Here is a 23,082-nt window from a genome sequence, read left to right on the forward strand (position 1 = left end):
GCGTGATGTCATTTTATCATAATTGCTCGGAGGATGCCATCACATTCCTGACAGTTTCTCTCGGGATTTCGCACTTTTCCATTACTCTTTCTTATGCCTTCACCGAATTACGCTTATATTACGTTATTTAACCTCAATATTCGATTGTAATTAATGGCATTCCAAGGGTTATCCGGTTCTCGTCCGCGTTGACGTTCTTGTGAACTGCCAGCTGGAAGGCCAGGCTGTGGTTACCGCTACTAACAATGCGCTGAAGACCCGGCACACTGTAAGAATGACTGAATGTAGAGACGTCGGCGTAGCTCTCCTCTGCCTGAATCCCGGGAAGCTCTGCGGCCAGTAACTTCTCCGTAGCAAGGAGTGCTGCCTGCGTTCCGCCCTGCTCCTTCGCAGGTGCCTGCAGCGATGCATTCCAATCCGCAGCAATTCCCGCCTGGAGCATCGCCTCTCCGGTGTCCGCCGCTGCGTCCGGCAGTTCCGGTGAGCCCAGAAGATCGGCCGTCTCCAGCGTAACAATACAATAGCTCCGTCCGCCGCCAAGCTCACTCCAGAACAGGGAGACCTGTATACCTCCACTGAGCTGCACGGCAGAGCGCCAAGCCCGGTGTCCTTCATTATCTGCGCTGCTCATTTCACCGAGCCCAAGCCTGTCTGAAAGGCTCTGTACGGCAGTCCCAGCAGCCTCTTCTCCGCTGTATTCCCCCTGCCATTTCAATACGAGCCGGAGCGGCGCCCCTGGAGAGGAGGCCTGTCCGCCCAGTGTGGTCAGCAGAGCAAGGGATTCCTGAAGCTCTCCGGCAGCGGCAGAAGCAACAGTACTCTGAACGCCGCTTCTTCCTGCGGTTTCCGCGCTACGGAACCCGCTCAGCAGCAGCATCAGTGTGCACATTCCCGCCAACACCAATACCAGTATTCCCTTACTCCGCCCTTTATTCCCCACTTCGCATCTCCCTCTCAACCGATCTAGTAATCTACTAGACAGGTTATCCAATTTCAGAGAAAGATATACGAACGCATGCAAAAAACACTTCCAAGATCATCCGGGCGGACTCGCTTGAAAGTGCTCCATGGCTTCCATAGACCGAACCTACTCCGCCAGTCCGTTCTTATATGCATAAATAGCCGCCTGGGTCCGGTCTTCAACCCCCAGCTTGGCAAGAACATTCGTGACATGGAATTTCACCGTCTTGATTCCAATAATTAATTGATCGGCAATGTCCTGGTTGGACTTGCCTTGAGCTAGCAGCTTTAGCACTTCCATCTCGCGTTCTGTAAGCTCTTTGTAGGCAGGTGCCTCTCCTCGTGCATTGGAACGGAACCGGTTCATCATCTTGGAAGCCACCTGCGACTCCAGCACCGACTGGCCTCTTGCGGCTGCACGGATCGCATCTGCGACTTCGCTGGCCCGTGAGGTCTTCAGCAGGTAACTGAAGGCTCCTGCTTCGATCACCGGATACATCTTCTCATCATCCAAATAACTGGTCAACACAATAACCTTACAATCCGGGTACAGCTTCAGCAGTTGTCTGGTCGTCTCGATTCCGTCCATGCCGTCCATCACCAGATCCATCAGCACCACATCCGGCGTATACTCCTGGGCCAGACGGATGCCCTCCTCGCCGCTTCCTGCTTCCCCGACGACCTCAATGCCATCCTCGGTACCGAGGACCGCAGCAAGTCCGATCCGGACCATCTCATGATCGTCTACAAGCAGGACCTTGATTGCATCATCTTCTTCTATCTCCATCGTTACACCTGCCCCCTATTCATTGACTACCGGTACGGTAATATCGATCCGCAAGCCTTTGCCGGGAGCGGTGATGAACTGGATCGAGCCCCCGATCTCTGTAATCCGCTCCTGCATATTCGACAGACCGTAGGAGGTCTGCTTGCTGTCATCCATCTCGAAGCCGATTCCGTCATCGCGCAGCGTCAGCCGGACCGTATCCCCCCGGCGGTGCAAGCGGATCTCCATCTTCTCCGCTTTGGCATGGCGGAGCGTATTGGAGATAGCCTCCTGCACAATACGGAACAAGTGATTCTCGACGCCCTTCAAGAGCTCTACACCCTGATCCATCTCGAACAGAATATCAATCGGCACCTTGATCTTCAGTTCCTTAATCAGCTCCTGCAGACCTTCCTCCAGCCCCTTGCCTTCCAGGTACACCGGTCTCAGATGCAGCAGCAGTGCCCTCATCTCCGACTGGGCTACGGCCGACATCTCCTCGATCAGCGCGATTTGACGCTGTGCCTTGTCAAAGTCCTTCTCCAGCGTCCGGCCTACGGCCGTTGCCGTCATCGAGATGGCGAACAGCTGCTGTGATACCGCATCATGCAGTTCCCGTGCCAGCCGCTGCCGCTCCTCGATGATTGCCGTGACCCGGGCCTGCTCGGCAAGCTTCGCGTTATTGGTGGAGAGCCGCTGTAGCGTATTCACCTGATTCTCCCACTTGCCGCTGATCCGCCCGAGCTGTTCCCCGAGCCGCCCCAGCTCATCATTGCCGAGGTCCGGCATGGCCGGGGTGAGATTGCCTTTCTCCCAGGCGACCAGGGTGGCCCGCAGTAATTCCAGCTTGCGCTTGCTGCGGAAGCCCTGATAGAAGCCGTAACCGATGCCAAAAGCCATCGGCAGTAGAATTAGCGTCATTCCTGTCCTTACGCCAATCCGCCAATCCTCGAATGGCCGTAATAAACCATATGTATACATAATATATGTAATAACGAGCAGCATGAACAAAGAGAACAGAGCTCCCTCACCCATACTGCGCGTTACCATGTTACTGCTTTTTTTGTCCATGCCGGGAGCTCTCCCTTCTCTCTTGACCCTAACATACTCTTAAGGGAAGCGTACGTCCAGATCCCCCATCAGATAAGAAATGTTAAATTTCACTTTATGCTCGCAGCTGTCATAGTTGGGTGACTTCCAGTTCAGCCGGTTCAGCATCCCCGTATCACGGTTACTGCCGGACTCAATCGAGCCGAACAGCACGAATGCCTCGATCTCTACACCGTAATCCTCAGACAGCAGAATATCCACATCACCAAAAATCCCCTGATACAGCATAATCGTCTCCTGCTCTTCCGCCATGGCCAGGGAAAGATCCACATCCACCTCACCCAGCACATGCCAGGCGCTCAGGCTGCGCATCACCCAAGGTGAGAGATCCCAGTCGAACCGGGAAGAAAAGCTTTGTTTCTGCACAAACCCTGCCTTGCGCTGCATTCTTTTCGATTTGACAAAGAACATCCCCAGCGAAACCAAGCAAATGCCAAGCACCAGCAACAAATGATCCAGCAGCAGCAGTACCGCCCCGACTCCCATTAGCTTATAGCCTTGCTTGACCCTGCCCGACGTCGTCCGGTAGATTCCCAGCAGCAGGAACAGGAGTGCGACAATGGAGAAGAAGCCGATCCATTTGCCAAATATCATCAAGCAGCCTACACCAATCAATCCGATGGCAATCAACCGGTTCCGTTTATCCATTTCCGCACCTCCTTAAAGTGTTGCGAAGCTACATCTTCATCCTACTGCATCCGCTACAAAAGCCATACCGGTATGGAGAATCCATACCGTATGGCTTTACCTTGATCAGCATATCATATCCGGCTGTTCTTTAGGAACAGGGATTATTGTTCTTTTTTATTCAAAGGAGGGGCTGCTGGAGTTGAGTTCAGCTTGTTCTTGAGTGCGGCAAGCTGCTCCTCTACTTTCAGTTCCTTCTCAGGATCTACCGGCTTAGCATATGCGGTTGCCGAAGGGCTATACGGAGCACGCATGACATCTGCTTCCGCTTCGAGCTGCATGATCTTTTCTTCCATGCGGTGGAAGCCAAGGGACGCACTTCCGCTTTCAATGGAATGTACGCTGCTGATCTGGGACATTTGCTTCTTGGCCTTAGCCATCTGAGCGCGGGATACCAGTTCATTGCGTTTGTTGCGCATTTTGTAGAACTCATCCTTCATATCATGCAGCTGCTGCACCAGTTCCTTGGCCTGTACTTCAGCCTGTGCGTGAAGCTCGCCGTACTCGGTAAACTTCTGGTCAAAGTAGATTTTCTCTTCCAGCAGCTTACGGGTAACTTCCTCCTGCCCGTTCTTCAGCGCAAGCTCAGCCTGTGCCCCGCGTTGTCCGGCTACCTTAGCAGCTTCGTCCACACGCTGTTTCATACGGCGTTCATTAGCCATCTGCTTCGCTACCGTTACTTCAGCCTCATGAATCTCAGCCTCCATATCGCGCAGATACTGATTAAGCATCACAATCGGGTCCTCTACCTTATCCAACATATCATTTACCGACGCCTTCGTCATATCTTTAATCCGTTTGAATACTCCCATAATTTACACTTCTCCCTTCTCGTATTTAGCAAGTTTTTGTTTGAGCTCTTCCACTTCTTTTTGCAGTGCCTTCTTCTCGATATCCTTCATCATGGCATCCAGGCCAGAATCGGGAGCTGCGTGAGCGCCTGCCTTGTCATAACCGGGATTGTAGCCCGGCTGTCCACCATAAGGGCCATATCCCTGAGGTCCTTGGTGCGGAGCCTGTGGTCCACGGCCATATTCAGGTCCGCCGGAGTAAGGTCCGCCGTACGGGCCACCCTGCGCACCGGGTCCAAAGGGATTGTACTGGTTAGGCTCCTTGGCAATCACCATTGCCGCGATAAAGTATACGAGGATCGTAGCTCCACCGCTAAATGGAATACTGATCACCAGCAGAATCCGGAACAGGGTAGAGTCAATGCCGAGAGTCTCGGACAATCCGCCTGCCAGCCCTGTCATTACTTTGTCTCTTCTTGAACGATACAATCGGGTCATACTACTACTCCTTTCTGCCATCATTGTTCAGCTTCTCCTTTAGACGGGCCATTTCTCTTTCGAGTACGGTGGCCACGGTCTCTCCAGCCTGCACCGCATATTCCTGTCCCATCCGGCGCAAGTCGCTCAGGCTTTTGGCTTCAAGCTCCCAGTCGGTCATCTTGTCTTCCAGACGGCCGAACATTTTGGGAACATCTCCGCCGCCGTAAGCCCCGGCTCTTTGATTCATGCGCTGCTGCAGCCGCAGCGACTCCATCCGTGCTGCATAGAACTGGCGTTTGCTGTATACCGTCTGATACTCCATTTTGAGCTCGTTCAGCTGGGATTCCAGTTCGAAGAGTGATTGCTGGCTCGTCTCCAGCAGCCCGCTGTATTGCTCCAGCTTTTCCTCGTGGATAATTTTCTCCTGCAATGCCAGCTTGGCCAGATGATCTTCGCCTGCCTTGAGTGCGAGGAGCGCCTGCTCTTCACGTTTGTTCCTCATGGCGGTGGCCTGATTCACTTGCTGCTGCAATTGCTTCGTATGAGAAGCGTACTGTTGGTACAGACGTTCGGCCTCCCCGATCTCTTCACGGGTTGAATGTAGAAATTGATCAATCAGCTTCACCGGATCTTGGCTCTGCTCCAAGCGTTCATTCAAGTTGGCTACGGTGATGTCCCTCATTCTGCGAAAAACACTCATGATTTCCTGCTCCCTCCCTGCTTCTTAATAAGTATGGACTGTGTGTATTAGTATGTTCTGCTTTGTTTGCCTCTGAGTACCGAGATGCCCCACACTACCAGAGCAATACCCAGCAGCGGACCGATAATCCAGGAAAGCTTGGAGATCAGGGACATGACACCGATGAAGAGTACCACCCAGCCGATAATCTTGCGGCCGCTCTTAATTCCGTAGTATCCGAGTGCAACCAGCACTGCCGGGAAGAGGATGCCGAAGACTCCTGAAATCAAGTGAGGCAGAATGCCAAGCAGCATTACCGCTCCGATTACAATCAGCGCAATCGCAAGTCCGTTACCTTTGTTTCTTTGCATTTGTTATCACCGCCTTTCGCTGCTTTCTCTTTCTTATACCCTTATTCTAGGGCAATCCCGCATCTTTCAAAACAGACTGTGGACGGTTTTATGTACTGGACCTTAGTCGGGGATGGTTGCAGGACTGGAAGCGGCTATACATCCTGAAATATATTCTATTGCTGCTTCCTGCAGATGCGGAGAAGTTAAGCATGCTGAAGAGAAAAAAAGGCTTCAGCGGCTTCAGCGATGTAAGCAACAGCTCATGGATGTACAAATATGTAATGAAGATCGCTACACTGGGGTTTGCCGAGCTTTGAGGACAAGAAGTTCAAGGTGAATTTTTACTATGGAGATGCCTTTTTATTGTCCGACAAATCAAGACTGCCCCGCCCCACTTGCAGGATATTCCAGGGTTGGCCATAATATTGGGAGAATACCTGATTACTAAAGGAGTCATGCCCATGAAGACACTACTCATCGTTGAAGATGATCAAAGCTTGAACAAGGGAATAGCCCTGTCACTGGCCCATAATGAATTGCATATAGAACAAGCCTATTCACTGACGATGGCTGATCAGATTATCTCCTCCACCCAAATTGATCTCATTCTGCTGGATGTGAACCTTCCGGACGGAAGCGGACTGGATTACTGCGAAAGAATCCGCGGAGCCTCGCAGGTACCGATTATATTCCTGACGGCCAACGACATGGAACCGGATATTGTAACCGGGTTTGCTCTGGGGGCTGATGATTATATTACCAAACCGTTCAGTCTGATGATTCTGCGGGCCAGGGTAATGGCCGTCCTGAGAAGGAGTGATGCGCTTACCCATGAGAGGATCGTTGTAGGCCTGCTTGAATTTGATTTTGGCAAAATGGAGTACTTCAAGAACGGCCGGCCGCTGCTGCTGAGCAAATCCGAACAGAAACTGCTGCGCATACTGGTAACGAATAGGGGAAACATTCTGACCCGTGAGCAGCTGATCGACAGAACGTGGAGCCAGGAGGCGGTATTCGTGGATGAGAATGCGTTAACGGTAGCCATCAAAAGATTGCGGGCTAAGATCGAAGAGGAACCCTCTTCGCCTCAATATATCAAAACTGTATATGGTTTAGGGTATACATGGACAGAAGGTCCTGTTCTATGAAGCGACAAGAACGGCTGCCGCTTAACCAATTGGTGAATCTGGCATTCGCCGCAGCTTTTACCATTCTGGTCCTGGTATATGTGACTTGTATTATATTGCTGGAGATCACCGGTTCATCGCTGCTTGGACTCTCTCTTCTATTCATAATCTGCATGCTGATCCTTGGAGGTGTCTGGTCCCGGTCGCTCCGGAATATGGTTACTTCTTTCATGGGAAAGGTAGAGACATTGGTAGACAATGCTACTCACGGGCGTGAGCCCACCTATAATTATGAAGAAACCCTTCTCTCCTCCATAGAACATAAATTAATGCGGTACATAGAGATTGCAAGAGTGAACGGACAGAATCTGGAAACGGAAAAGAATAAAATTAAAGAACTAATCTCCGACATCTCCCACCAGACCAAAACGCCCTTATCCAATATTATGATCTACAGCCAGCTGCTTGAGGAAAGTCTGGTGAATGATGAACATGCGCTTCAGCTTGCTGTACAAGTTAAAAAACAGTCGGAAAAACTCGACTGGCTGATCCAATCCCTGATCAAACTGTCCAGGCTGGAGACAGGCATGATCTCTCTGCGAATGGAGCCTTGTCCTGTGATCCATGCGGTTTCTGAAGCAGTCTCCCAGATCCTCATCCAGGCAGAGAACAGCCGCATCACTATCAGTATAAACTGTGAACCTCACATCACAGCATGCTATGACCTCAAATGGACAACCGAAGTGTTATCCAATCTGCTGGATAATGCTGTGAAATATTCAGAACGAGGGGATAGCATCCATATCACTGCGGAAGCGAATGAGATGTTTATACGCCTGGATATCGCAGATACCGGCCGTGGAATCTCCCAGGAAGAGCTGCCCCAAATCTTCAGGAGGTTCTACCGGGGAAAGAATGTGCGCGATGCAGAAGGTGTGGGAATTGGGCTCTTCTTGGCCCGGGAGATCATCACCGCTCAAGGCGGACATATGAAAGCTGCTTCTGTGCCCGGGCAAGGCACTGTGTTCTCGATCTTCCTGCCGCTATTCTGAATATGTCCATTCCGTCAGATTTCAGACACTCTCCTGTTAGTTTTGTCTGATACCTTGTAGATGTGGATACGAACATACGCACAGGAGGAATATAACATGTCTATTCTACGAATAGAGAATCTCAAGAAATATTATGGAAAAGGTGAGCATACGGTCAAAGCCCTGGATGACGTGTCTATAAATGTAGAAAAAGGGGAGTTCGTGGCAATCGTCGGCACGAGCGGTAGCGGAAAAAGCACGCTGCTTCACATGCTTGGCGGTCTGGACCGGGCTACAGAGGGCAAGGTTTATGTCAACGGGCATGATATTTTTCAGATGAGTGATGAGAAGCTGACCATCTTCAGACGCCGTTCTGTAGGATTTGTCTTCCAGAGTTATAACCTGGTGCCGATCCTGAGTGTGCTGGAAAATATTGTCCTGCCCATTGAGCTTGACGGAGGCCAGATCGACCGGGAGTATCTGAACCTGATTATCTCAAGTCTGGGGCTTCAGGAGAAAGTTGGTAACCTGCCTTCTGCGCTCTCCGGAGGCCAGCAGCAGCGTGTAGCCATCGCAAGAGCACTTGCTACCAAACCTTCCATTATTCTGGCCGATGAGCCCACCGGCAATCTTGACAGCAGGACCAGCCAGGAGGTACTTATCCTGCTGAAACAGCTCAGTGTCAAATTCGACCAGACCATTGTGATGATCACACACAACGAGAGCATTGCACAGATGGCGGACCGGATCATCCGCATTGAGGACGGCAGGCTTGCCTCGGGATCGACGCAGGCCCCCGGGGAGAGATGATTATGATCGCGACGAAAAACCGGAGGACCATATTAAATCTGGCGATGGCAAGCCTGAGAGCCAACCGGCTGCGGAATCTGGCTGCCATCTGCGCCATTATACTGACTACACTGCTCATCACCTCCATTTTCACCATGGCTCTGAGCATTAATCAATCCATGCAAAATGCACAGATGAAGACAGTCGGAAGTGACTTTCACGGAGGGTTTAAATATCTTAGCCCGGAACAAGTGGAGACGCTGCTGAAGCACCCTTCCATTAAACAATCCGCCCTCTCCCTTCATTCCGGCATATTGCATAATAAAGCATTCGGCCAGGACCGGGTTGAGGTGCTGCAGGTTGACCAGAATTACGCTGATCACAGCTTCATAGAATTCGTTGAAGGGGGATTGCCTGCCGGAGAGAATGAGGTTGCCCTAAATACCTGGGTTCTGAGCAAGCTAGGGGTACAGCCGGAGCTAGGGAAGGAAATCACGTTGCAGATCGATACCGGAGAACGGATCATTAACCGGAAATTCACCTTGTCGGGCTATTATGAAGCGGACAAGCAATTGGCGATGGCAGGGTTGGCTTTTGTGTCCAAGGCCTTTACCGATAAAAACCTCTCAGATATTGATCCCGAACAATCGAAGGAAAGCGGATCCTACGTAAACACCTCAGAACTGAGTGTCATGTTCAACAATGCATTTCATATTGAGAAAAAACTGAAGAGGATTCTGGCTGATACGAGGATTACGGCTCCCATCGGGATCAATTGGGCCTACTCCAGCGTATCTTTGGCGGACAATGTTGAGGCTATCCTTCCATATGCCGCAGTTATCTTTATCATTATGCTTAGCGGCTACTTGCTTATTTACAATATTTTCTATATTTCAGTGGTCCGGGATGTGAAGTTCTACGGCCTGCTGAAAATGATTGGCACCACCCCGAGACAACTGCGGAGAATCATCGCTATTCAAGCCAGGCTGCTGTACCTCATTGCCCTGCCGTTCGGCCTTGGCTCCGGCTATATGACCGGCAGATGGGTTACACCTCTGACCACTTCGCTGTCCGGGGAGTTTAAAGGAAATTCTCTATCATCCAGTCCATGGATATTTGCAGGGGCAGCCCTCTTCTCCTTCCTGACCGTGTGGATCGCAGCGCATAAGCCGGGACGGCTGGCAGCGGACATCGCTCCGGTGGAAGCCGTTAAATTCTCAGGCGTTCAGAATAGCGGAAAAAGAACCTTCAAGCCATCCAAGCATGGAGCCAGACTATACCGGATGTCGTTCTCCAACCTGTTCCGGAGCAAGAAGAAGCTGAGTCTGATGTTATCCTCGCTCTTCTTAAGCATTCTGCTATTTAATACGATATTTACCGTGATCTCCTCCATGGATATCAATAAATATCTCAGTGCATATATTCATGGAGATTATATGATTCACAACAAGGGAATTATCCAGCAGGAGGGGGAACGCTCAGTCAATGAAACCGAGCTGTCCGAGGAACTGTGTGCGAAGCTGGAGCATCTGGACGGTGTGGAAAATATCGATAAAGTATATTATACCCTTTTCTCTTATCCTCCGGATGATTCCGTCCGTGCTTCAGCCGAGTCTTCAGCCACTCCTTCTGCCCTTCCCGCCAAAGTTCATACCCAACTCTACGGGCTTGATTCCGGCTGGTACGATCTCGCAGATCAGGATATACTTGAAGGTCACTTTAACAGGGAACAATTCGATTCCGGAGATTACATACTGGTGGCGGAGACTCTTACAGGGCCAGGTGCTTATACAAGCTACTATCATCCCGGGGATGCTATCAGCTATTCCGGATTGAAGCGGAGATACGAAGTGATGGCCGTGCTGAAATATCATGCTTTCTATGCAGCAACCAGTCAAATGTATTTCGGTAACGGCTACAATGCCTTTTTGCCTGCAGCCGAACTCCGGCAAGCCACTTTGGAGAGCGGGACTCCGGCAGACATCCTCTCGCTTACCCTGAATGCAGCCCCCGGCAAGCTTGATGAAACGGGGCAACAGATCAGGGAGGCTATCCGCCCGCTGGATGCTCTGCAGCTGAAATCAAGAGAAGATTATAGGAAGGAGTTAAGCGATAATATCCGTATTTTTCAGATTATAGGGTATGGACTTAGTCTCGTAATTGCACTTATCGGCCTGCTTAATTACATTAATTCTGTCCTGACCGGAGTGATCGCACGCAGGTATGAATTTGCCGTTCTAGAGAGCATTGGAATGACCAAACAGCAGCTCAAACGTATGCTCGTCTACGAGGGCATGTACACCGTGCTTCTCACTGCGCTGCTTACCTCTACTATAGGTGTGCTGCTGACTTACTGCACCGCCAGAGGTATTGCCGCAGGGATGGCATACATGGAATTCCGGATGATGTGGCTGCCGTTTATTCTGATCATCCCGATCCTGGCAGTCCTCTCTTATCTCATCACCTTAAGCGCCTATAAGCCGCTCGCCCGCAGCCCGATCGTCGAAAGGCTCCGTGAAATGGAATAATGGCATGCTGAAACAGCCGGATGCTCTGTTAGAGTACCGGCTGTGGATGAGTATAGGATAAGGTCATTATCTGGAGAAGGTTTGCGCAGCAAGGCTATCCAGAATTTCCTCACTGAGGAACGGGGCAAGGGGCAGGAGCGCTTTAACGCCTTCTTTTGTAGAAATAGCTACAGCAAGTTGATCAAGCATCTCATCACTAATAAATGGGGCGAGGGATACCAGTGCCTCCGGACCTTCTTGCGTCAAGACAGTCTCAGCAAGTTCATCCAGCCTCTCATCACTTATAAATGGAGCGAGGGATACCAGTGCCTCCGAACCTTCCTGCATCAAGACAGTCCCTGCAAGTTCATCCAGCCTCTCATCACTAATAAATGGGGCGAATTCCACCAGTGCCTTCAGACCTTCTGCGGCATATACCAGCTTGGCCAGCTCGTCCATTGCTTCATCACTGACATACGAGGCCAGCTTCAGCAGAGGCTCCACCCCTCCCCTTTCAAACACCTGCTTGGCGCATGAATCGAGAGTCTCCTCGCTCAGGAACGGCGCAAGTGCCAGCAGATCGTCTACAGCGGCCCCGTCCTTCACATGCTCAAATGCTTCACCAATCTGCTCATTATGAAGAATTGGCGCAAGGTCTGAGAGCTCTTGGGCCGTTCCTTCCCCCCGCTCAAAATAATCTGTGCCGCCATGCTCCAGTACACTCCCGATTACGCGGGAGCCCTGTCCTTGTTCTTCCCCGAGGATCTCATCGATCCCCACAGCAAAGATTTCTGCCAGCTGCGGAAGCTTGGAGATATCCGGCATACTGTTGCCCCTCTCCCAATTACTCACCGCCTGATAACTGATGCCCAACTGGTCCGCAAGCCCCATTTGAGTCAGACCGGCCAGACCTCTTAATCTAACGATATTCCGGCCCACCTTTAACATATCAAACATAACTTACCACTCCTTCGGCTAAGATGCTCTCAGTGTATCGACTGCTGCTGCGGTTGTATATCAAGCGCTGCTTGAGTTACCGCCGGCTGTGGCTTACTACGGAAAAGAGTCACCAATACCACAACCCCGATAATGATCACGGCAGCGATCAGGGTATTCAGGGTAAGCTGTTCGCCAACCAGCAGCCAGCCAAGCAGCACTGCGACTACCGGATTAACGAAGGCATACGTGGAGACGAGGGTAGCGTCAGCATTCTTAAGCAGCCAGATATAGGCTGTATAGCCGACAATGGAGCCGAAGGTGATCAGGTAGGCCAGAGCCAGGTAGGATCGCATAGAAATGCCGGAGATATTAAGTGTGGACCAAAGGTGCCTCCCCAAAATAAATACACAAATAAGAGTGCAATTCCTACCACGTACACTGGATTAGCCTGTGATTTGTTCTTCATATTTTCTCCCTTTCTCCCGCTCCTAAAAATTCATTATACTCTAAGAATTGGCTATGTACCTCAATGTCAATGGCTGCTCCTCGTCAATTCCGACATTTTCAAGGTCTTCATCTTCAAGGATATTATTAATATACAGCTTCCACTTTTTAGTCTGATTATTCTCTATTCCGTCAACCTTACTTTTTTGTCCTTTCTGATCCTTTTCAATTCGCATTCCCTGTTCAGCATTGTCTGAAATTGCCTGCAGTACTTTCCAAACAGTAGGATTATCATCTACAATTTTAACGGTCTGTAGAAACAAAATCTCATCTTCGTTGTAAATAACCACATTAACTTTGGTTTCCAAAGCGCCTTGCCCTGTGTATTTTACGCCATGATATTCAGGAGAAATACTATCTCCCTTATTAGTTCCGCAGGCTGTTAACGATAATGCAATAACCATTAACAACATTAATATAGTGTAAACGGATTTTGTAAAATGCAATTTAGATTGAAACACAATGATAGCCCCCTCAAAGGTTATATTCAGCTATTTGCTTTCCATCGATCATTCACTAAAACGGATTCGTTCCATTAAGCTCTCCTTGCTTAAGCGCCACTGCATATAGAAGGTAGTTCCCACTTGAACTGTAAAATAGGCGCATATCAAGAATAGCATGGCTGTTATTGGCAGTTGATACTGAACATAGTTGGCGGATTGCTTGAAAATTTCAACACCATAATATCCTGCTGGTATACCCAGCGAAAAAGTGAATAACAGACTAATTAGAATAACCATTAAGCCTTCACTGCCTAGCTGCAAGGTTAGTTGACTCCGTGACATGCCAATCGCTTCAACTAAGCTAATCTCCCGTTTTCTAGAATACATACTGGTTAAGTTAGAATTAATTAAGTTAAATATACTGATAATCAGCAATGCCGAAGTAAGACTATTAGCCGCCAACTGAAATACTTTCTTCATTCCATTAAACTCCTGATACATCTCCTGGAAAGAAGTGAATGTTATTCTTCGATCAGCAGTTGCGATGCCTTTTAAATTCCGTTCGACTTCCCCTTGTCGTCCTTCATTAACTTGGACGCTAACCTGCTGGATGCGTTGATCCATATTTAATCGTTTAAACAGGTCCTGGTGAGCAATAAAAACTCCTCCATCCGAAGAATTACCTTTATATGTAACGTAATTGGGCAATACACCAATAATAGTGAATACACGTTCTTTCTGCCCTTCTCCATACTTTGCGAATCGTATTTTGTCTCCCTCCCGGTAGCCTCCATCTTCCGAAACGGCGATGAGATTATTGCCACTTCTCAGTGCTGTAAGCATAGAATCATCTTTCCCGAGCATCTGGAGGGCACTTGTCATTAAGTGATCATCGTAGGCATAGATATCCGTTCTAATCTCCGGGTTCCTTATACCCGCCAAGTCTTTGAGGTGAAGGTGTGCATCCTGCTTGTTATAAATTAATACGTCATACATCTCCGTCAATACAGATTTGACGCCTGGCATAGTCTTCACTTGCTGTATCACCTCGTTGTTAAACAAATCGAGTTGTTCGTCAGACTCAAGGTTAGCAACAGCACTTAGCTTATAGTCACCAGGCACCATACTTCCAGCCATATTATCGATATTCATACTACTGAAAATACTCCCTGTGACCACAAAAATAAAACCTGTCAGTGTAATGGATATTACAGTCACCCAGGTGCGCTTGCGATATCGAATAAGTTGTGCCAACACCAGGGAGAAACCGCTGATTGATTGTTTTAATTTGCTCTTGGGATTGAGGCTTCTCTTCCCAAAGTCTTCGGCGGGATTATAACGAATAGCTGCAATCTCTGTAATTTTCCCTACTTTTCTAGCAGGAATATAAACAGATAGTCTAACGAGAATCAGACCTATAACAAAAACAGCACAAGCAATATAAGGAGACAATTCAACATATAACGGGGAGCTTCCGCTAGCCGTATGTCCTAAGAAGGGAATAAATGCTGTGCTTCCTCCTACCCCCAACAGGAGACCCAGGAAACTTCCCGCCAGTGAAATCATAAGCCCTTCTGTGAGGATCATGCTGCTTAGCTGCTTAGGAGTCATTCCTATAGCTTTTATCATGCCAAATAAACGGATCTGCTCCGACAGATATATATTGAAAATATTATAAATAACCATGGCTGCACTAATAACAATTACAATTATGACAACGGCTGCTTTCAAGATAGATACAGGATTCTGCTCATATGCGCCGCTATAACGCTCATTGATTTGAATCTGATCTTCTCGTAGCTTAGCCCCCTCAGCAATTCTATGTGCCGTAGATGTCGCATTGAAGTCCGAATTCAAAAGAGCAAATATAACAACATCCGGATCAGGACTATAACGTTGTGAAAGATCCTTGGAAATGAACATCAGACCGGCTCTAGCCGCCTTACGTACAGCTATATCATCAACAATTCCCACCAGTTTAAAGCTTTTAGTGATATATTCCGTTTTCCCTGCACTCTTAATTTGTAAATCCAAGGGTATTATTTCTCCTAGCTTGGAGGGAAAGCCAATTTCCTCTATCACCCATTTATCCAATACAATTTCGTCGTCAGTGGCTGGAGCCCTCCCTTGCATTAATTGAATCAGTCCTTCATTAATTCCCTCTATATAACTTATAGCCATATTAATATTCAATTTTTCAAATGAGCCGGATTTAACATTTTTACTGATATAGGAAACATAGTGCTTTTTTATCTTCGGATTATTCTCAATAGCTTGTTGCTGCTCTGGCAACAAATGCTCATACTGTACATGATAGGCGCCTAGCTCATTAATCGCTTCTCGCTTGCTCCTCTGATCGTCGGAGTAGAAATAGGTCAGCACCACAAAAAGTAAGGCTACGGCTAAAGCAACTGTACCTACAGTCAATAAGGTCCGGCTTTTGTGATGACGTAGATTTTTCAGGGATACATTGTGAACAGTAATCGTATCTTTCATCCTTCTACCCCTACTACAATGGAACCGTCCACCACCCGAACGGTCCGACCTGCAAGCTTAGCCACTTCGTCATTATGCGTTACAACAATCAATGTCTGGTTATATTTCTCTACGGATAAACGCAGCAAATCCAAAACGTTGTTGCTAGAACGGCTATCGAGATTTCCTGTGGGTTCATCTGCGAGGACAATAGCCGGCCTAGCTGCCAGTGCACGGGCAATTGCCACTCTTTGCTGCTGACCGCCAGACAACACTGTGGGCAGACTGGCCCGCTTTTCATAGATCCCCAAAGTATTTAAAATATCTTCAATATAGCTGACATCTGCTTTCTTTCCATCCAGCCCAATGGGTAAAATGATGTTCTCCCACACATTAAGTGAGGGTACCAAATTAAAAGCCTGAAACACAAAGCCGATCTGGCGGCGGCGAAACACTGCCAGTTGACTCATTGGCAATGTATAAATGGAAGTCCCATTTATGATGACCTCACCGCTTGTAGGTGCATCCAACCCCCCAATGATGTGCATTAATGTACTTTTTCCTGCACCGGACTGCCCAACAATAGAGATAAACTCACCTTTCGCCACCGAAAAATCAACATTATGAATGGCCTTCACTTGACGATCTCCAGTGCCATAATATTTGCACAGCTTCTTCCCTTCCAGAATCATAACGGCGCCTCCCTTTATTCTTGGATACAAAAATATCCTCCCCTAAGTTGTTCTCTAGGAAAGGATATCCAATAATTATCTATTATTTATCAACTTTGCTGTACGCTTATCCAAACCTTCACACAGGCGCCACCCGAATTATTGTTCGTTAGCTGAATATTGCCTCCTAGCTTCTCGGCCAGCACCTTGCAAATATTCAACCCCATGCCGTAATGTCTCTGGTCAGCTTCCGCTCCGTTTGTATAAAATGGCGTCGTAGCACGCTTAAAATCTTGATTCGAGAACCCATCACCATCATCACTAACTGTAATCGAAAAAAATCCCTTCACAAATTCAAAACGCACAGAAATTTTCTGGCTTGCATAACGAAGAGAATTAGCAATCATATTTTCGTATATCCTGGTAACAATTCCTGTATCCATGCACAGAGCTTGTTCAGAGATTTGATTATCAAATGAAAGCTCGAGTGAGTGTTCCCGTGCCAGAAATGCAGCCAAACTACTTAGCTGCTCCAAAAATACAGAAATCTCCACTTTCGTAAGGGCTACTGATATCTCATCGAGCTTTTGTGCCTCGCCCATAATCTGCACATAGTTCTCCAGCCGTAATATATGTACACTCATGGTTGTTATCGTATCCAGCAGCTTCTCCTTGCTAATTTTATCTTCCGGCAGATATCTATTTAAAAAGTCAGCGTACCCCCGCAATACGGTCAGCGGCGTTCGCAAATCATGTGAAAAAGCGGCATTTAATTGTTTTCTGTCCTCTATGGAACGCCACATTTGACGGTTGTTATCCTCCAAAGCAGCTCTCATGCTTTCAAAAGACCTGCATAGCTGTCCCATTTCATCTTCGCTATCGTGCTGAATATTAAAATCCAAGTCATTATTGGATATTTTAGTAGAAGCTTCGCGCAAAATCCCAATCGGTTGTTTAAGCTTATTATGGTAAAACAAAAAGGATGCCGCCAGGGTAGATAACCCAAAAAATATCAAAATGGACCAAGAATCCAGAAAACTACAAAGCTTAATGATTTGTTCATCTGTATAAGAATAATCTGTATTAAAGTCCTTCATGTTGTAGACAATGGCTGGATTCTTGATATCCGCTAATGTATAGGAATCGTTATACTTCAGAAACATATTATTACGTATGTGACCTGCGCCAGTAATGGTAATTATACTGAGGAGCCCGGCAATAAGGACAAATACAAGCATATAGATCATAAATGTCATCCTAATGGATAAGCTACGCCAAGCTTTTATTACCCTATCCATTTATAGCCCACACCCCATACTGTTGAAATGTATATGTGATCACTAACCTCATTAAATTTGGACCGAATTCTTCTGATATGCTCTGCAACAACGATGCTATCCCCTTCATGATCCAGACCCCAGACTTTGCCATAGATATGGTCCTTATCAAAGACTTGGCCAATGTTCATTGACAACAACTCAATAATGCCAAATTCCTTCTTGGCAAAAGAAAGTTCGCGTCCCTTGTAGTACACCACTCTAGCAGAGTAATCAATCACCAAATGATCTGAAAATCTGGTTTGCGTCTTAATAGCTTGTCTTCGTTCACGGCGCAGATGTGCCTCTACCCTGGCTCCAAGCTCATCAATGCTGAATGGCTTCACAATATAATCATCTCCGCCAACACGAAAGCCATTAATTTTATCTGTCTCTTCTACTTGCGCAGTCAGGAATATAATAGGGCAGGATACGAAATTCCGTATACGAGTGCATACCTCAAGACCATCAATCTCAGGCATATTAATATCCAGTAAAATAATGTCCGGTTGATACATTACTTTGCGTAAAGCTTCCCCTCCGCTTCGCGCGGTTAAAACCTTATAGCCATTCAGCTCAAAATAATCTGTAAGTAGATTAATTATATCTGCTTCATCATCAACAATCAGAATCTGATTATTCATAGCTTACACTCCGCCTTCCTCCCCGGTACTTCCCCGTTTCCCGCCAAAGACCTCCCCCTCCGCAAGCCCCGATACGAACCGCTGCATCCAGGCATAATACTCGGCTGCATGCTCCAGCTTCTCCAGATCTCTGAGGCAGGCCTGCCTCTCCTCTTCGGGGGTGTCTGCTGCGTGGGCCAGTGCCTTAAGGCCGGGGACCCCGGCTGCCATCGCTTCCTGCATCACATCGATCTCCCGCTGAAGCTTCAGGGTGAAGAAGTTCCGGAAGGCCTCGAAGAAGTCTGTCTCCGCTGCGTACAGCTCCTTCCGCTCACGCTTCTCCGGAAGCTTCGTCACCATCCGGGAGGCAATCAGGGAGCGGACCCCGTAGCTCATATTGCTTTTACTCATATTCATGACCTGCTTCATTTCCTCCAGCGTCATCGGCTTGTCCTCGAAGAACATCACTCCGTACAGCTGCCCGAAGGAATAATTCGCTCCATATAAATCCATGGTCTGTGCTATGGCATCGATCACCGGGCCGAGCAGCTGCTCCCGGGGCGAACGGTGCGGATGTTCCTCGCCGAATGCGGCCTGCTTCATCAGGTGGCACCTCATTTTCACATAGAATCGTTCTCTCTACATTACACAATACCGTAGCTTTACGGCAATCATCCTACAAATTTTACACAAATTCCGAACGGGCTTTACCTCCGCTTGACCACAAGCCTGCCTCATGAGTGTACAATTTTTTTTGAACAGAGGAGCTGTCCTCTGCATTATACCGCATCAACCAATGTGGATGAAATGGAGAATATGTACGAAAATGACACGTTCAAAGTTAATCAGCGGCCTCAAGCCCGTGCTGTTCACTCTGCCGGCCATGATCCCGTTCGCCGTGTTCTGGCTCGCGCCGCTGCTGTATGTGCTGTATCTCAGCTTCACGGAATGGGATTTCATGAGCCCGGAGAAAACCTTTGTCGGCTGGCAGAATTATACCGATCTGCTTAGCAACCCGGCTTTTTACAAAGCGCTGAGGGTGACCGTTCTCTTCTGCCTCGGCAGTGTGCTGCCGGTGATCCTGCTCGGACTGGGCCTTGCCCTATTAATGAACAAAAAGCTAAAAGGATCGGCACTTTATCAGGTGCTGCTGTTCTCCCCCTGGGTGACGCCGACCGTTGCAGTATCTATCGTCTGGTCCTGGATCTATCAGCCTGAAGCCGGACTCGCGAATGCGGTGCTGAACTTCTTCGGCCTGGATTCCATCGGCTGGCTGCAGGACCCCAAATGGGCCTTAACCGGCGTCCTGCTGGTCACGATCTGGAAGTCGGTCGGCTGGGCAATGATCTTTTATCTGGTGGCGCTGCGCAATGTGCCTTCAGACCTGCTGGAAGCCGGGGAGCTGGACGGGGCAAGCCCGGTGCAGAAGTTCCTGCGGATTACATGGCCGCTGATCTCACCGACTACTCTTTTCTTATTCGTGGTGCAGCTCGTCTCGGCGCTTCAGGCCTATGATCAGATTAATGTGCTGACCCAGGGCGGTCCGTCCGGCTCTACCCGCACTCTGCTCTATCTGTATTATCAGTCCGCCTTCGAATCGTTCCAGATCGGAGAGGCTTCTTCCGTAGCTGTCATCCTGGTCTTGATCTGCATGCTGTTGTCTGTTCTCTCCTTCGGGATCAGCAAGCGGACCACTCATTATCAATAGAAGCTTACTATCAGCCCTTAAGGAGGTCTAACCGCTTGACTATATTCACACGTATCAGCGGGCTGGTCCGCCAGATTTTTTTCGCCGCGCTTGCTCTTCTGATGGCCTTCCCGTTCTATTGGATGGTTACGAGCGCCCTCAAGACCAATGATGAAATCTGGCGTTCCCCGCCCACACTCTGGCCTGAGGTACCGCTGTGGGGTAACTTCGCCGCTGCCTGGAACGAGGCGCCGTTCGCCAGATATATGGGTAACAGTATCTTCGTCGCTGTCTCCATTGTCCTCCTGCAATCGATCAATTCCGGGATGATGGCTTATGCGCTGACGCATATGAAATTCCGCCTGAAGGGTGTTTTTGCCGGAGTGATTCTGTTCGGTTATATGGTTCCTGCAACGGCAGTCTACCTGCCAGGCTATCTGGTCCTCTCTGAGCTGCACTTGCTGAACTCCTATGCGGGCCTGATTCTCTCCAACTGTGTGAGTATCTTCTCGATCTTCCTGATCAGGCAGGCCTTTCTTCAAGTCTCGCATGAGCTGGTGGAGGCCGGCGAAGTGGACGGTGCCTCGCATATGCGGATTCTCTGGACGATCCTTGTGCCGGTCACACGATCCTCATTCGCCGTACTGGCGCTGATTACCTTCATTGACCAGTACAACAATTACTTCTGGCCGATGCTTATTACGAAGGACCCCAGTCTGCAGCTGGTCTCGGCCGGTCTGCGCAGCTTCTTCGTGGAAGGGGGTGCTTACGGACTGAAATGGCCGCTCATCATGGCCGCCAGCGCCTTCACGATTGCCCCGCTGCTGCTAGTCTTCCTGCTGGCGCAGAAAACGATAATGCAAAGTGTCAACATGACCGCAGGCTCAAGCAAAGGCTGAAACCCAACTTAAACCCCAGAGGAGAATGATGATGAACGTATTCAAAAGGTTGTCCGCAGTATCCATGATCGCCGGACTCTCCGTGCTCACCGCTTGCGGCGGAAATGCCGCTCCCGGCAATACATCCACTGCGGACGGCGCAGCCGCCGCAATCCCTGCTGCCAATGCCGCTCCGGCTGAAAGCGCACCGGTAACGATTGAGTTCTGGTATGGACTCGGCGGCAAGCTGGGAGAAAATATGCAATCGCTCATTCAGAAGTTCAACGCTTCCCAGCAGGAGGTCATCGTCAAAGGGATCGTGCAGGGGGATTATACAGAAACCGAACAGAAGCTTCAGGCTGCGATTGCTACCGGGCAGGTCCCGGCGGCGGTCCTCTCCTCCAATATAGATTGGGCTCGCAAAGGCTATTTCGCTGCGATGGATGAGCTTATTGCCAAGCTGCCGGAATTTAAGCAAGAGGATTTCGTACAGACCTTCCTGAACCAGGGGCAGGTGGATGGTAAGCAGTATTTCCTGCCGATGTATGGAACGACGCAGGTGATGTACTATCGTAAGGACGCTTTTGCGAAGATTGGCCTCGATGCCAGCCAGATTAAGACCTGGGAGGATCTCGCTGTGGCTGCCAAAAAGATGACGGTATCGGAAGGCGGCAAAACCAGCTTCTACGGCTGGGAGCCGATGTGGGGCTCCGGCAACATGATTGACGCCGCACTCAGCAAGGGCGGCAGCATTCTTAGTGCAGACGGCACCCAGGCCATGATTGATTCCCCGGAATGGATCGACACCTGGGAGTTCTTCCGCAAAGCCATTCATGAGGATAAGACGATGCGCATCCACTCCGGCGGACAAGGCTGGGAGTACTGGTACAAGACGATTGATGATGTAATGAAAGGCCAAGCGGCCGGATACACCGGTTCGAGCGGCGACCAGGGCGACCTTGACTTCAGTATCGTCTCCGCGATGGAGCAGCCGGGCTGGGCCGGGGTTGGGGAAGGCAAGCCTGTTGCTCAGGCGATTATGGCCGGTATTCCTGCCAAAGCCGGAGAAGCGGAGAAACAAGCGGCGATGAAATGGCTCGCCTACTTCACGAACTCCGAAAATACGGCCTCCTGGTCGATCAATACGGGCTATATTTCCGTACGCCAGTCCGCCCTGCAAGATCCGGCCTTCGTAGCCTTCAGTGAGAGCAACCCGCAGATCAAGATCCCTTTGCAGCAGGCGGCTCATGCTTCCGCTCCGTTCCAGGACCCGACAGGCGGCAAAATCAACGATGCGCTGAAGATCGCTGCGGATAAGGTGCAGATTGAGAACATTCCGGCAGCCGAGGCGCTGATGGAAGCACAGCAGACGGCTCAGGCCGCACTGGATAAGCTGAAATAGAACGGCTGAATAAATTTCTATTTAATGAAGGAGGACGCTGCATGATCGAGCTTAATACTCCGCAAGGAGACTATCCTGTATCGGCTATCCTGTTCGACAAGGATGGAACATTGCTGCAGTTCGTATCTCTCTGGGGAAGCTGGGGCGAGTGCTTCCTGGACCAGTTCGCCCGGGGGCTTGAACAGCGCGGCTTGAGCTTCCCTGAGCAGCATCGGGCCTCCCTGCTGGGAACGGTTCACGACGCTGAGGGGAAGATTACAGATTATGACCGTAATGGCCCTCTCGCCATGGGCACGATGAGCGATCTGTATGCCATTCTGTCCTGGCAGGGTTATTCGCTCGGCCTATCTTGGGCGGAAGCGGTTGAACTGGTGGACTCCTGCCGGAATACAGCGGATGCGATGCTGGAGCAGAGCCGTCCGGTCCGCCCGCTCCCCGGGCTGGTGCCCTTTCTGGACGCGTGCGCAGCCCAGGGCATACCTATGGCCGTAGTGACTGCCGATGAAACTCCGGCAGCCGAGAGTCATCTGCGCTGGCTGGGCATCCGCCAGTATTTCACCGCTGTGATCGGCACCGATCAAGTGGAGCGGGGCAAGCCCTTCCCCGACATGGCGCTGCTCGCCTGCGGGCGGCTGGGCGTATCTCCGGCTGAAGCCGCCGTGATCGGCGATACGAACGGAGATATGCGGATGGCGAAGGCAGCGGGTGCAGCCGTAGCCATTGGGATTGCCGACGGAGTCACCGCCGGGCTGGCGGCTTCAGCTGCGGCGGCAGGACCGGCCGCAAATGCGGGCGGGGACTGGCAGGCGGCAGCAAGCCGGGTTACTGCGGCGGCAGATGCTGCCGCAAGCGGGTCGGGTGATG

The 23,082-nt window shown here is 49.7% G+C and carries 25 protein-coding genes; 9 read left to right on the top strand and 16 right to left on the bottom strand.

Annotated elements, in window-relative coordinates; translation table 11 throughout:
• Positions 1 to 133: 133 nt before the first annotated feature.
• From C162_RS34725 to C162_RS28400, 8 genes are all read right to left on the bottom strand, one after another.
• Entirely contained in the window at positions 134 to 940 is an 807-nt protein-coding gene (locus C162_RS34725) for a hypothetical protein (protein ID WP_051493998.1), read from the bottom strand.
• Positions 941 to 1,087: 147 nt separating this feature from the next.
• A complete protein-coding gene (locus C162_RS28370; RefSeq protein WP_036700278.1) occupies positions 1,088 to 1,747 on the bottom strand; it encodes a response regulator in 660 nt (219 codons plus the stop codon).
• 15 nt (positions 1,748 to 1,762) lie between these two features.
• Complete coding sequence (locus C162_RS28375) at positions 1,763 to 2,797, bottom strand: sensor histidine kinase (protein ID WP_036700280.1); 1,035 nt, start codon at positions 2,795 to 2,797, stop codon at positions 1,763 to 1,765.
• A 39-nt stretch (positions 2,798 to 2,836) separates the two neighbouring features.
• Positions 2,837 to 3,484, bottom strand: coding sequence for a cell wall-active antibiotics response protein LiaF (gene liaF, locus C162_RS28380; RefSeq protein ID WP_036700282.1), 648 nt, complete (start codon positions 3,482 to 3,484; stop codon positions 2,837 to 2,839).
• A gap of 143 nt (positions 3,485 to 3,627) precedes the next feature.
• Positions 3,628 to 4,335, bottom strand: coding sequence for a PspA/IM30 family protein (locus C162_RS28385; RefSeq protein ID WP_036700284.1), 708 nt, complete (start codon positions 4,333 to 4,335; stop codon positions 3,628 to 3,630).
• A 3-nt stretch (positions 4,336 to 4,338) separates the two neighbouring features.
• Positions 4,339 to 4,812, bottom strand: coding sequence for a PspC domain-containing protein (locus C162_RS28390; RefSeq protein WP_036700326.1), 474 nt, complete (start codon positions 4,810 to 4,812; stop codon positions 4,339 to 4,341).
• A 4-nt stretch (positions 4,813 to 4,816) separates the two neighbouring features.
• Complete coding sequence (locus tag C162_RS28395; protein ID WP_036700286.1) at positions 4,817 to 5,494, bottom strand: PspA/IM30 family protein; 678 nt, start codon at positions 5,492 to 5,494, stop codon at positions 4,817 to 4,819.
• A gap of 47 nt (positions 5,495 to 5,541) precedes the next feature.
• A complete protein-coding gene (locus tag C162_RS28400) occupies positions 5,542 to 5,844 on the bottom strand; it encodes a LiaF transmembrane domain-containing protein (RefSeq protein ID WP_036700289.1) in 303 nt (100 codons plus the stop codon).
• A 191-nt stretch (positions 5,845 to 6,035) separates the two neighbouring features.
• Here C162_RS28400 and C162_RS36710 point away from each other — a divergent pair, with 191 nt between their 5' ends.
• The 5 genes from C162_RS36710 (at position 6,036) to C162_RS28425 (ending at position 11,301) form a co-directional block, all read left to right on the top strand.
• Positions 6,036 to 6,143 (top strand): S-layer homology domain-containing protein, encoded by a 108-nt coding sequence (locus tag C162_RS36710; RefSeq protein ID WP_179090518.1) that lies wholly within the window; start codon positions 6,036 to 6,038, stop codon positions 6,141 to 6,143.
• Between the two features lie 144 nt (positions 6,144 to 6,287).
• Positions 6,288 to 6,974: a response regulator transcription factor gene (locus C162_RS28410; protein ID WP_036700294.1), complete on the top strand. Its 687-nt coding sequence runs from the start codon at positions 6,288 to 6,290 to the stop codon at positions 6,972 to 6,974.
• Positions 6,971 to 8,005 (top strand): sensor histidine kinase, encoded by a 1,035-nt coding sequence (locus tag C162_RS28415; protein WP_036700297.1) that lies wholly within the window; start codon positions 6,971 to 6,973, stop codon positions 8,003 to 8,005. The genes C162_RS28410 and C162_RS28415 overlap by 4 nt, the downstream gene beginning before the upstream one ends.
• 96 nt (positions 8,006 to 8,101) lie before the next feature.
• Positions 8,102 to 8,794: an ABC transporter ATP-binding protein gene (locus tag C162_RS28420; protein ID WP_036700300.1), complete on the top strand. Its 693-nt coding sequence runs from the start codon at positions 8,102 to 8,104 to the stop codon at positions 8,792 to 8,794.
• A 2-nt stretch (positions 8,795 to 8,796) separates the two neighbouring features.
• A complete protein-coding gene (locus C162_RS28425; protein WP_036700302.1) occupies positions 8,797 to 11,301 on the top strand; it encodes an ABC transporter permease in 2,505 nt (834 codons plus the stop codon).
• Between the two features lie 66 nt (positions 11,302 to 11,367).
• On the opposite strand, the gene C162_RS34730 is transcribed toward C162_RS28425, so the two are convergent.
• From C162_RS34730 to C162_RS28465, 8 genes are all read right to left on the bottom strand, one after another.
• Positions 11,368 to 12,237, bottom strand: a complete 870-nt coding sequence (locus C162_RS34730; RefSeq protein ID WP_051493999.1) for a helix-turn-helix domain-containing protein — start codon at positions 12,235 to 12,237, stop codon at positions 11,368 to 11,370.
• A 29-nt stretch (positions 12,238 to 12,266) separates the two neighbouring features.
• A complete protein-coding gene (locus C162_RS28435; protein ID WP_268748822.1) occupies positions 12,267 to 12,632 on the bottom strand; it encodes an EamA family transporter in 366 nt (121 codons plus the stop codon).
• Positions 12,633 to 12,725: 93 nt separating this feature from the next.
• Positions 12,726 to 13,184: a hypothetical protein gene (locus tag C162_RS28440; RefSeq protein WP_036700305.1), complete on the bottom strand. Its 459-nt coding sequence runs from the start codon at positions 13,182 to 13,184 to the stop codon at positions 12,726 to 12,728.
• A 48-nt stretch (positions 13,185 to 13,232) separates the two neighbouring features.
• The gene (locus C162_RS28445; RefSeq protein WP_036700307.1) at positions 13,233 to 15,662 is read right to left on the bottom strand and encodes an ABC transporter permease; all 2,430 of its coding nucleotides are present in this window, start codon (positions 15,660 to 15,662) and stop codon (positions 13,233 to 13,235) included.
• Positions 15,659 to 16,333: an ABC transporter ATP-binding protein gene (locus tag C162_RS28450; protein ID WP_036700311.1), complete on the bottom strand. Its 675-nt coding sequence runs from the start codon at positions 16,331 to 16,333 to the stop codon at positions 15,659 to 15,661. The genes C162_RS28445 and C162_RS28450 overlap by 4 nt, the downstream gene beginning before the upstream one ends.
• A gap of 89 nt (positions 16,334 to 16,422) precedes the next feature.
• Positions 16,423 to 17,559 carry a HAMP domain-containing sensor histidine kinase gene (locus C162_RS28455; protein WP_051494000.1) on the bottom strand — a complete coding sequence of 379 codons (1,137 nt, stop codon included), beginning with the start codon at positions 17,557 to 17,559 and terminating at the stop codon, positions 16,423 to 16,425.
• 38 nt (positions 17,560 to 17,597) lie between these two features.
• Positions 17,598 to 18,272, bottom strand: coding sequence for a response regulator transcription factor (locus C162_RS28460; protein WP_036700315.1), 675 nt, complete (start codon positions 18,270 to 18,272; stop codon positions 17,598 to 17,600).
• A 3-nt stretch (positions 18,273 to 18,275) separates the two neighbouring features.
• Entirely contained in the window at positions 18,276 to 18,854 is a 579-nt protein-coding gene (locus C162_RS28465) for a GbsR/MarR family transcriptional regulator (RefSeq protein ID WP_036700318.1), read from the bottom strand.
• A gap of 223 nt (positions 18,855 to 19,077) precedes the next feature.
• Here C162_RS28465 and C162_RS28470 point away from each other — a divergent pair, with 223 nt between their 5' ends.
• The 4 genes from C162_RS28470 to C162_RS28485 form a co-directional block, all read left to right on the top strand.
• Positions 19,078 to 19,959 (top strand): carbohydrate ABC transporter permease, encoded by an 882-nt coding sequence (locus C162_RS28470; RefSeq protein ID WP_051494001.1) that lies wholly within the window; start codon positions 19,078 to 19,080, stop codon positions 19,957 to 19,959.
• Between the two features lie 35 nt (positions 19,960 to 19,994).
• On the top strand, positions 19,995 to 20,837 hold the full coding sequence (locus C162_RS28475; protein WP_051494002.1) for a carbohydrate ABC transporter permease: 843 nt from the start codon (positions 19,995 to 19,997) through the stop codon (positions 20,835 to 20,837).
• Positions 20,838 to 20,868: 31 nt separating this feature from the next.
• Positions 20,869 to 22,218, top strand: coding sequence for an ABC transporter substrate-binding protein (locus tag C162_RS28480; protein WP_084649076.1), 1,350 nt, complete (start codon positions 20,869 to 20,871; stop codon positions 22,216 to 22,218).
• Positions 22,219 to 22,259: 41 nt separating this feature from the next.
• Positions 22,260 to 23,082 (top strand): HAD family hydrolase (locus C162_RS28485; protein ID WP_063829073.1); only part of this gene is annotated, 823 nt, incomplete at its 3' end.

The organism is Paenibacillus sp. FSL R7-269 (assembly GCF_000517865.1).
Taxonomy (GTDB): domain Bacteria; phylum Bacillota; class Bacilli; order Paenibacillales; family Paenibacillaceae; genus Paenibacillus_AQ.

Excerpts from the sequence above, each read along its gene's own strand:
- C162_RS28420 (WP_036700300.1), top strand. The coding sequence starts at position 8,102 with ATGTCTATTCTACGAATAGAGAATCTCAAGAAATATTATGGAAAAGGT.
- C162_RS28400 (WP_036700289.1), bottom strand. The coding sequence starts at position 5,844 with ATGCAAAGAAACAAAGGTAACGGACTTGCGATTGCGCTGATTGTAATC.
- C162_RS28375 (WP_036700280.1), bottom strand. The coding sequence starts at position 2,797 with ATGGACAAAAAAAGCAGTAACATGGTAACGCGCAGTATGGGTGAGGGA.
- C162_RS28465 (WP_036700318.1), bottom strand. The coding sequence starts at position 18,854 with ATGAAGCAGGCCGCATTCGGCGAGGAACATCCGCACCGTTCGCCCCGG.
- C162_RS34730 (WP_051493999.1), bottom strand. The coding sequence starts at position 12,237 with ATGTTTGATATGTTAAAGGTGGGCCGGAATATCGTTAGATTAAGAGGT.
- C162_RS28450 (WP_036700311.1), bottom strand. The coding sequence starts at position 16,333 with ATGATTCTGGAAGGGAAGAAGCTGTGCAAATATTATGGCACTGGAGAT.
- C162_RS28390 (WP_036700326.1), bottom strand. The coding sequence starts at position 4,812 with ATGACCCGATTGTATCGTTCAAGAAGAGACAAAGTAATGACAGGGCTG.
- C162_RS28425 (WP_036700302.1), top strand. The coding sequence starts at position 8,797 with ATGATCGCGACGAAAAACCGGAGGACCATATTAAATCTGGCGATGGCA.
- C162_RS28395 (WP_036700286.1), bottom strand. The coding sequence starts at position 5,494 with ATGAGTGTTTTTCGCAGAATGAGGGACATCACCGTAGCCAACTTGAAT.
- C162_RS28445 (WP_036700307.1), bottom strand. The coding sequence starts at position 15,662 with ATGAAAGATACGATTACTGTTCACAATGTATCCCTGAAAAATCTACGT.
- C162_RS36710 (WP_179090518.1), top strand. The coding sequence starts at position 6,036 with ATGCTGAAGAGAAAAAAAGGCTTCAGCGGCTTCAGCGATGTAAGCAAC.
- C162_RS28470 (WP_051494001.1), top strand. The coding sequence starts at position 19,078 with ATGACACGTTCAAAGTTAATCAGCGGCCTCAAGCCCGTGCTGTTCACT.
- C162_RS28370 (WP_036700278.1), bottom strand. The coding sequence starts at position 1,747 with ATGGAGATAGAAGAAGATGATGCAATCAAGGTCCTGCTTGTAGACGAT.
- C162_RS28385 (WP_036700284.1), bottom strand. The coding sequence starts at position 4,335 with ATGGGAGTATTCAAACGGATTAAAGATATGACGAAGGCGTCGGTAAAT.
- C162_RS28480 (WP_084649076.1), top strand. The coding sequence starts at position 20,869 with ATGAACGTATTCAAAAGGTTGTCCGCAGTATCCATGATCGCCGGACTC.
- C162_RS28455 (WP_051494000.1), bottom strand. The coding sequence starts at position 17,559 with ATGATCTATATGCTTGTATTTGTCCTTATTGCCGGGCTCCTCAGTATA.
- liaF (WP_036700282.1), bottom strand. The coding sequence starts at position 3,484 with ATGGATAAACGGAACCGGTTGATTGCCATCGGATTGATTGGTGTAGGC.
- C162_RS28460 (WP_036700315.1), bottom strand. The coding sequence starts at position 18,272 with ATGAATAATCAGATTCTGATTGTTGATGATGAAGCAGATATAATTAAT.
- C162_RS28415 (WP_036700297.1), top strand. The coding sequence starts at position 6,971 with ATGAAGCGACAAGAACGGCTGCCGCTTAACCAATTGGTGAATCTGGCA.
- C162_RS28410 (WP_036700294.1), top strand. The coding sequence starts at position 6,288 with ATGAAGACACTACTCATCGTTGAAGATGATCAAAGCTTGAACAAGGGA.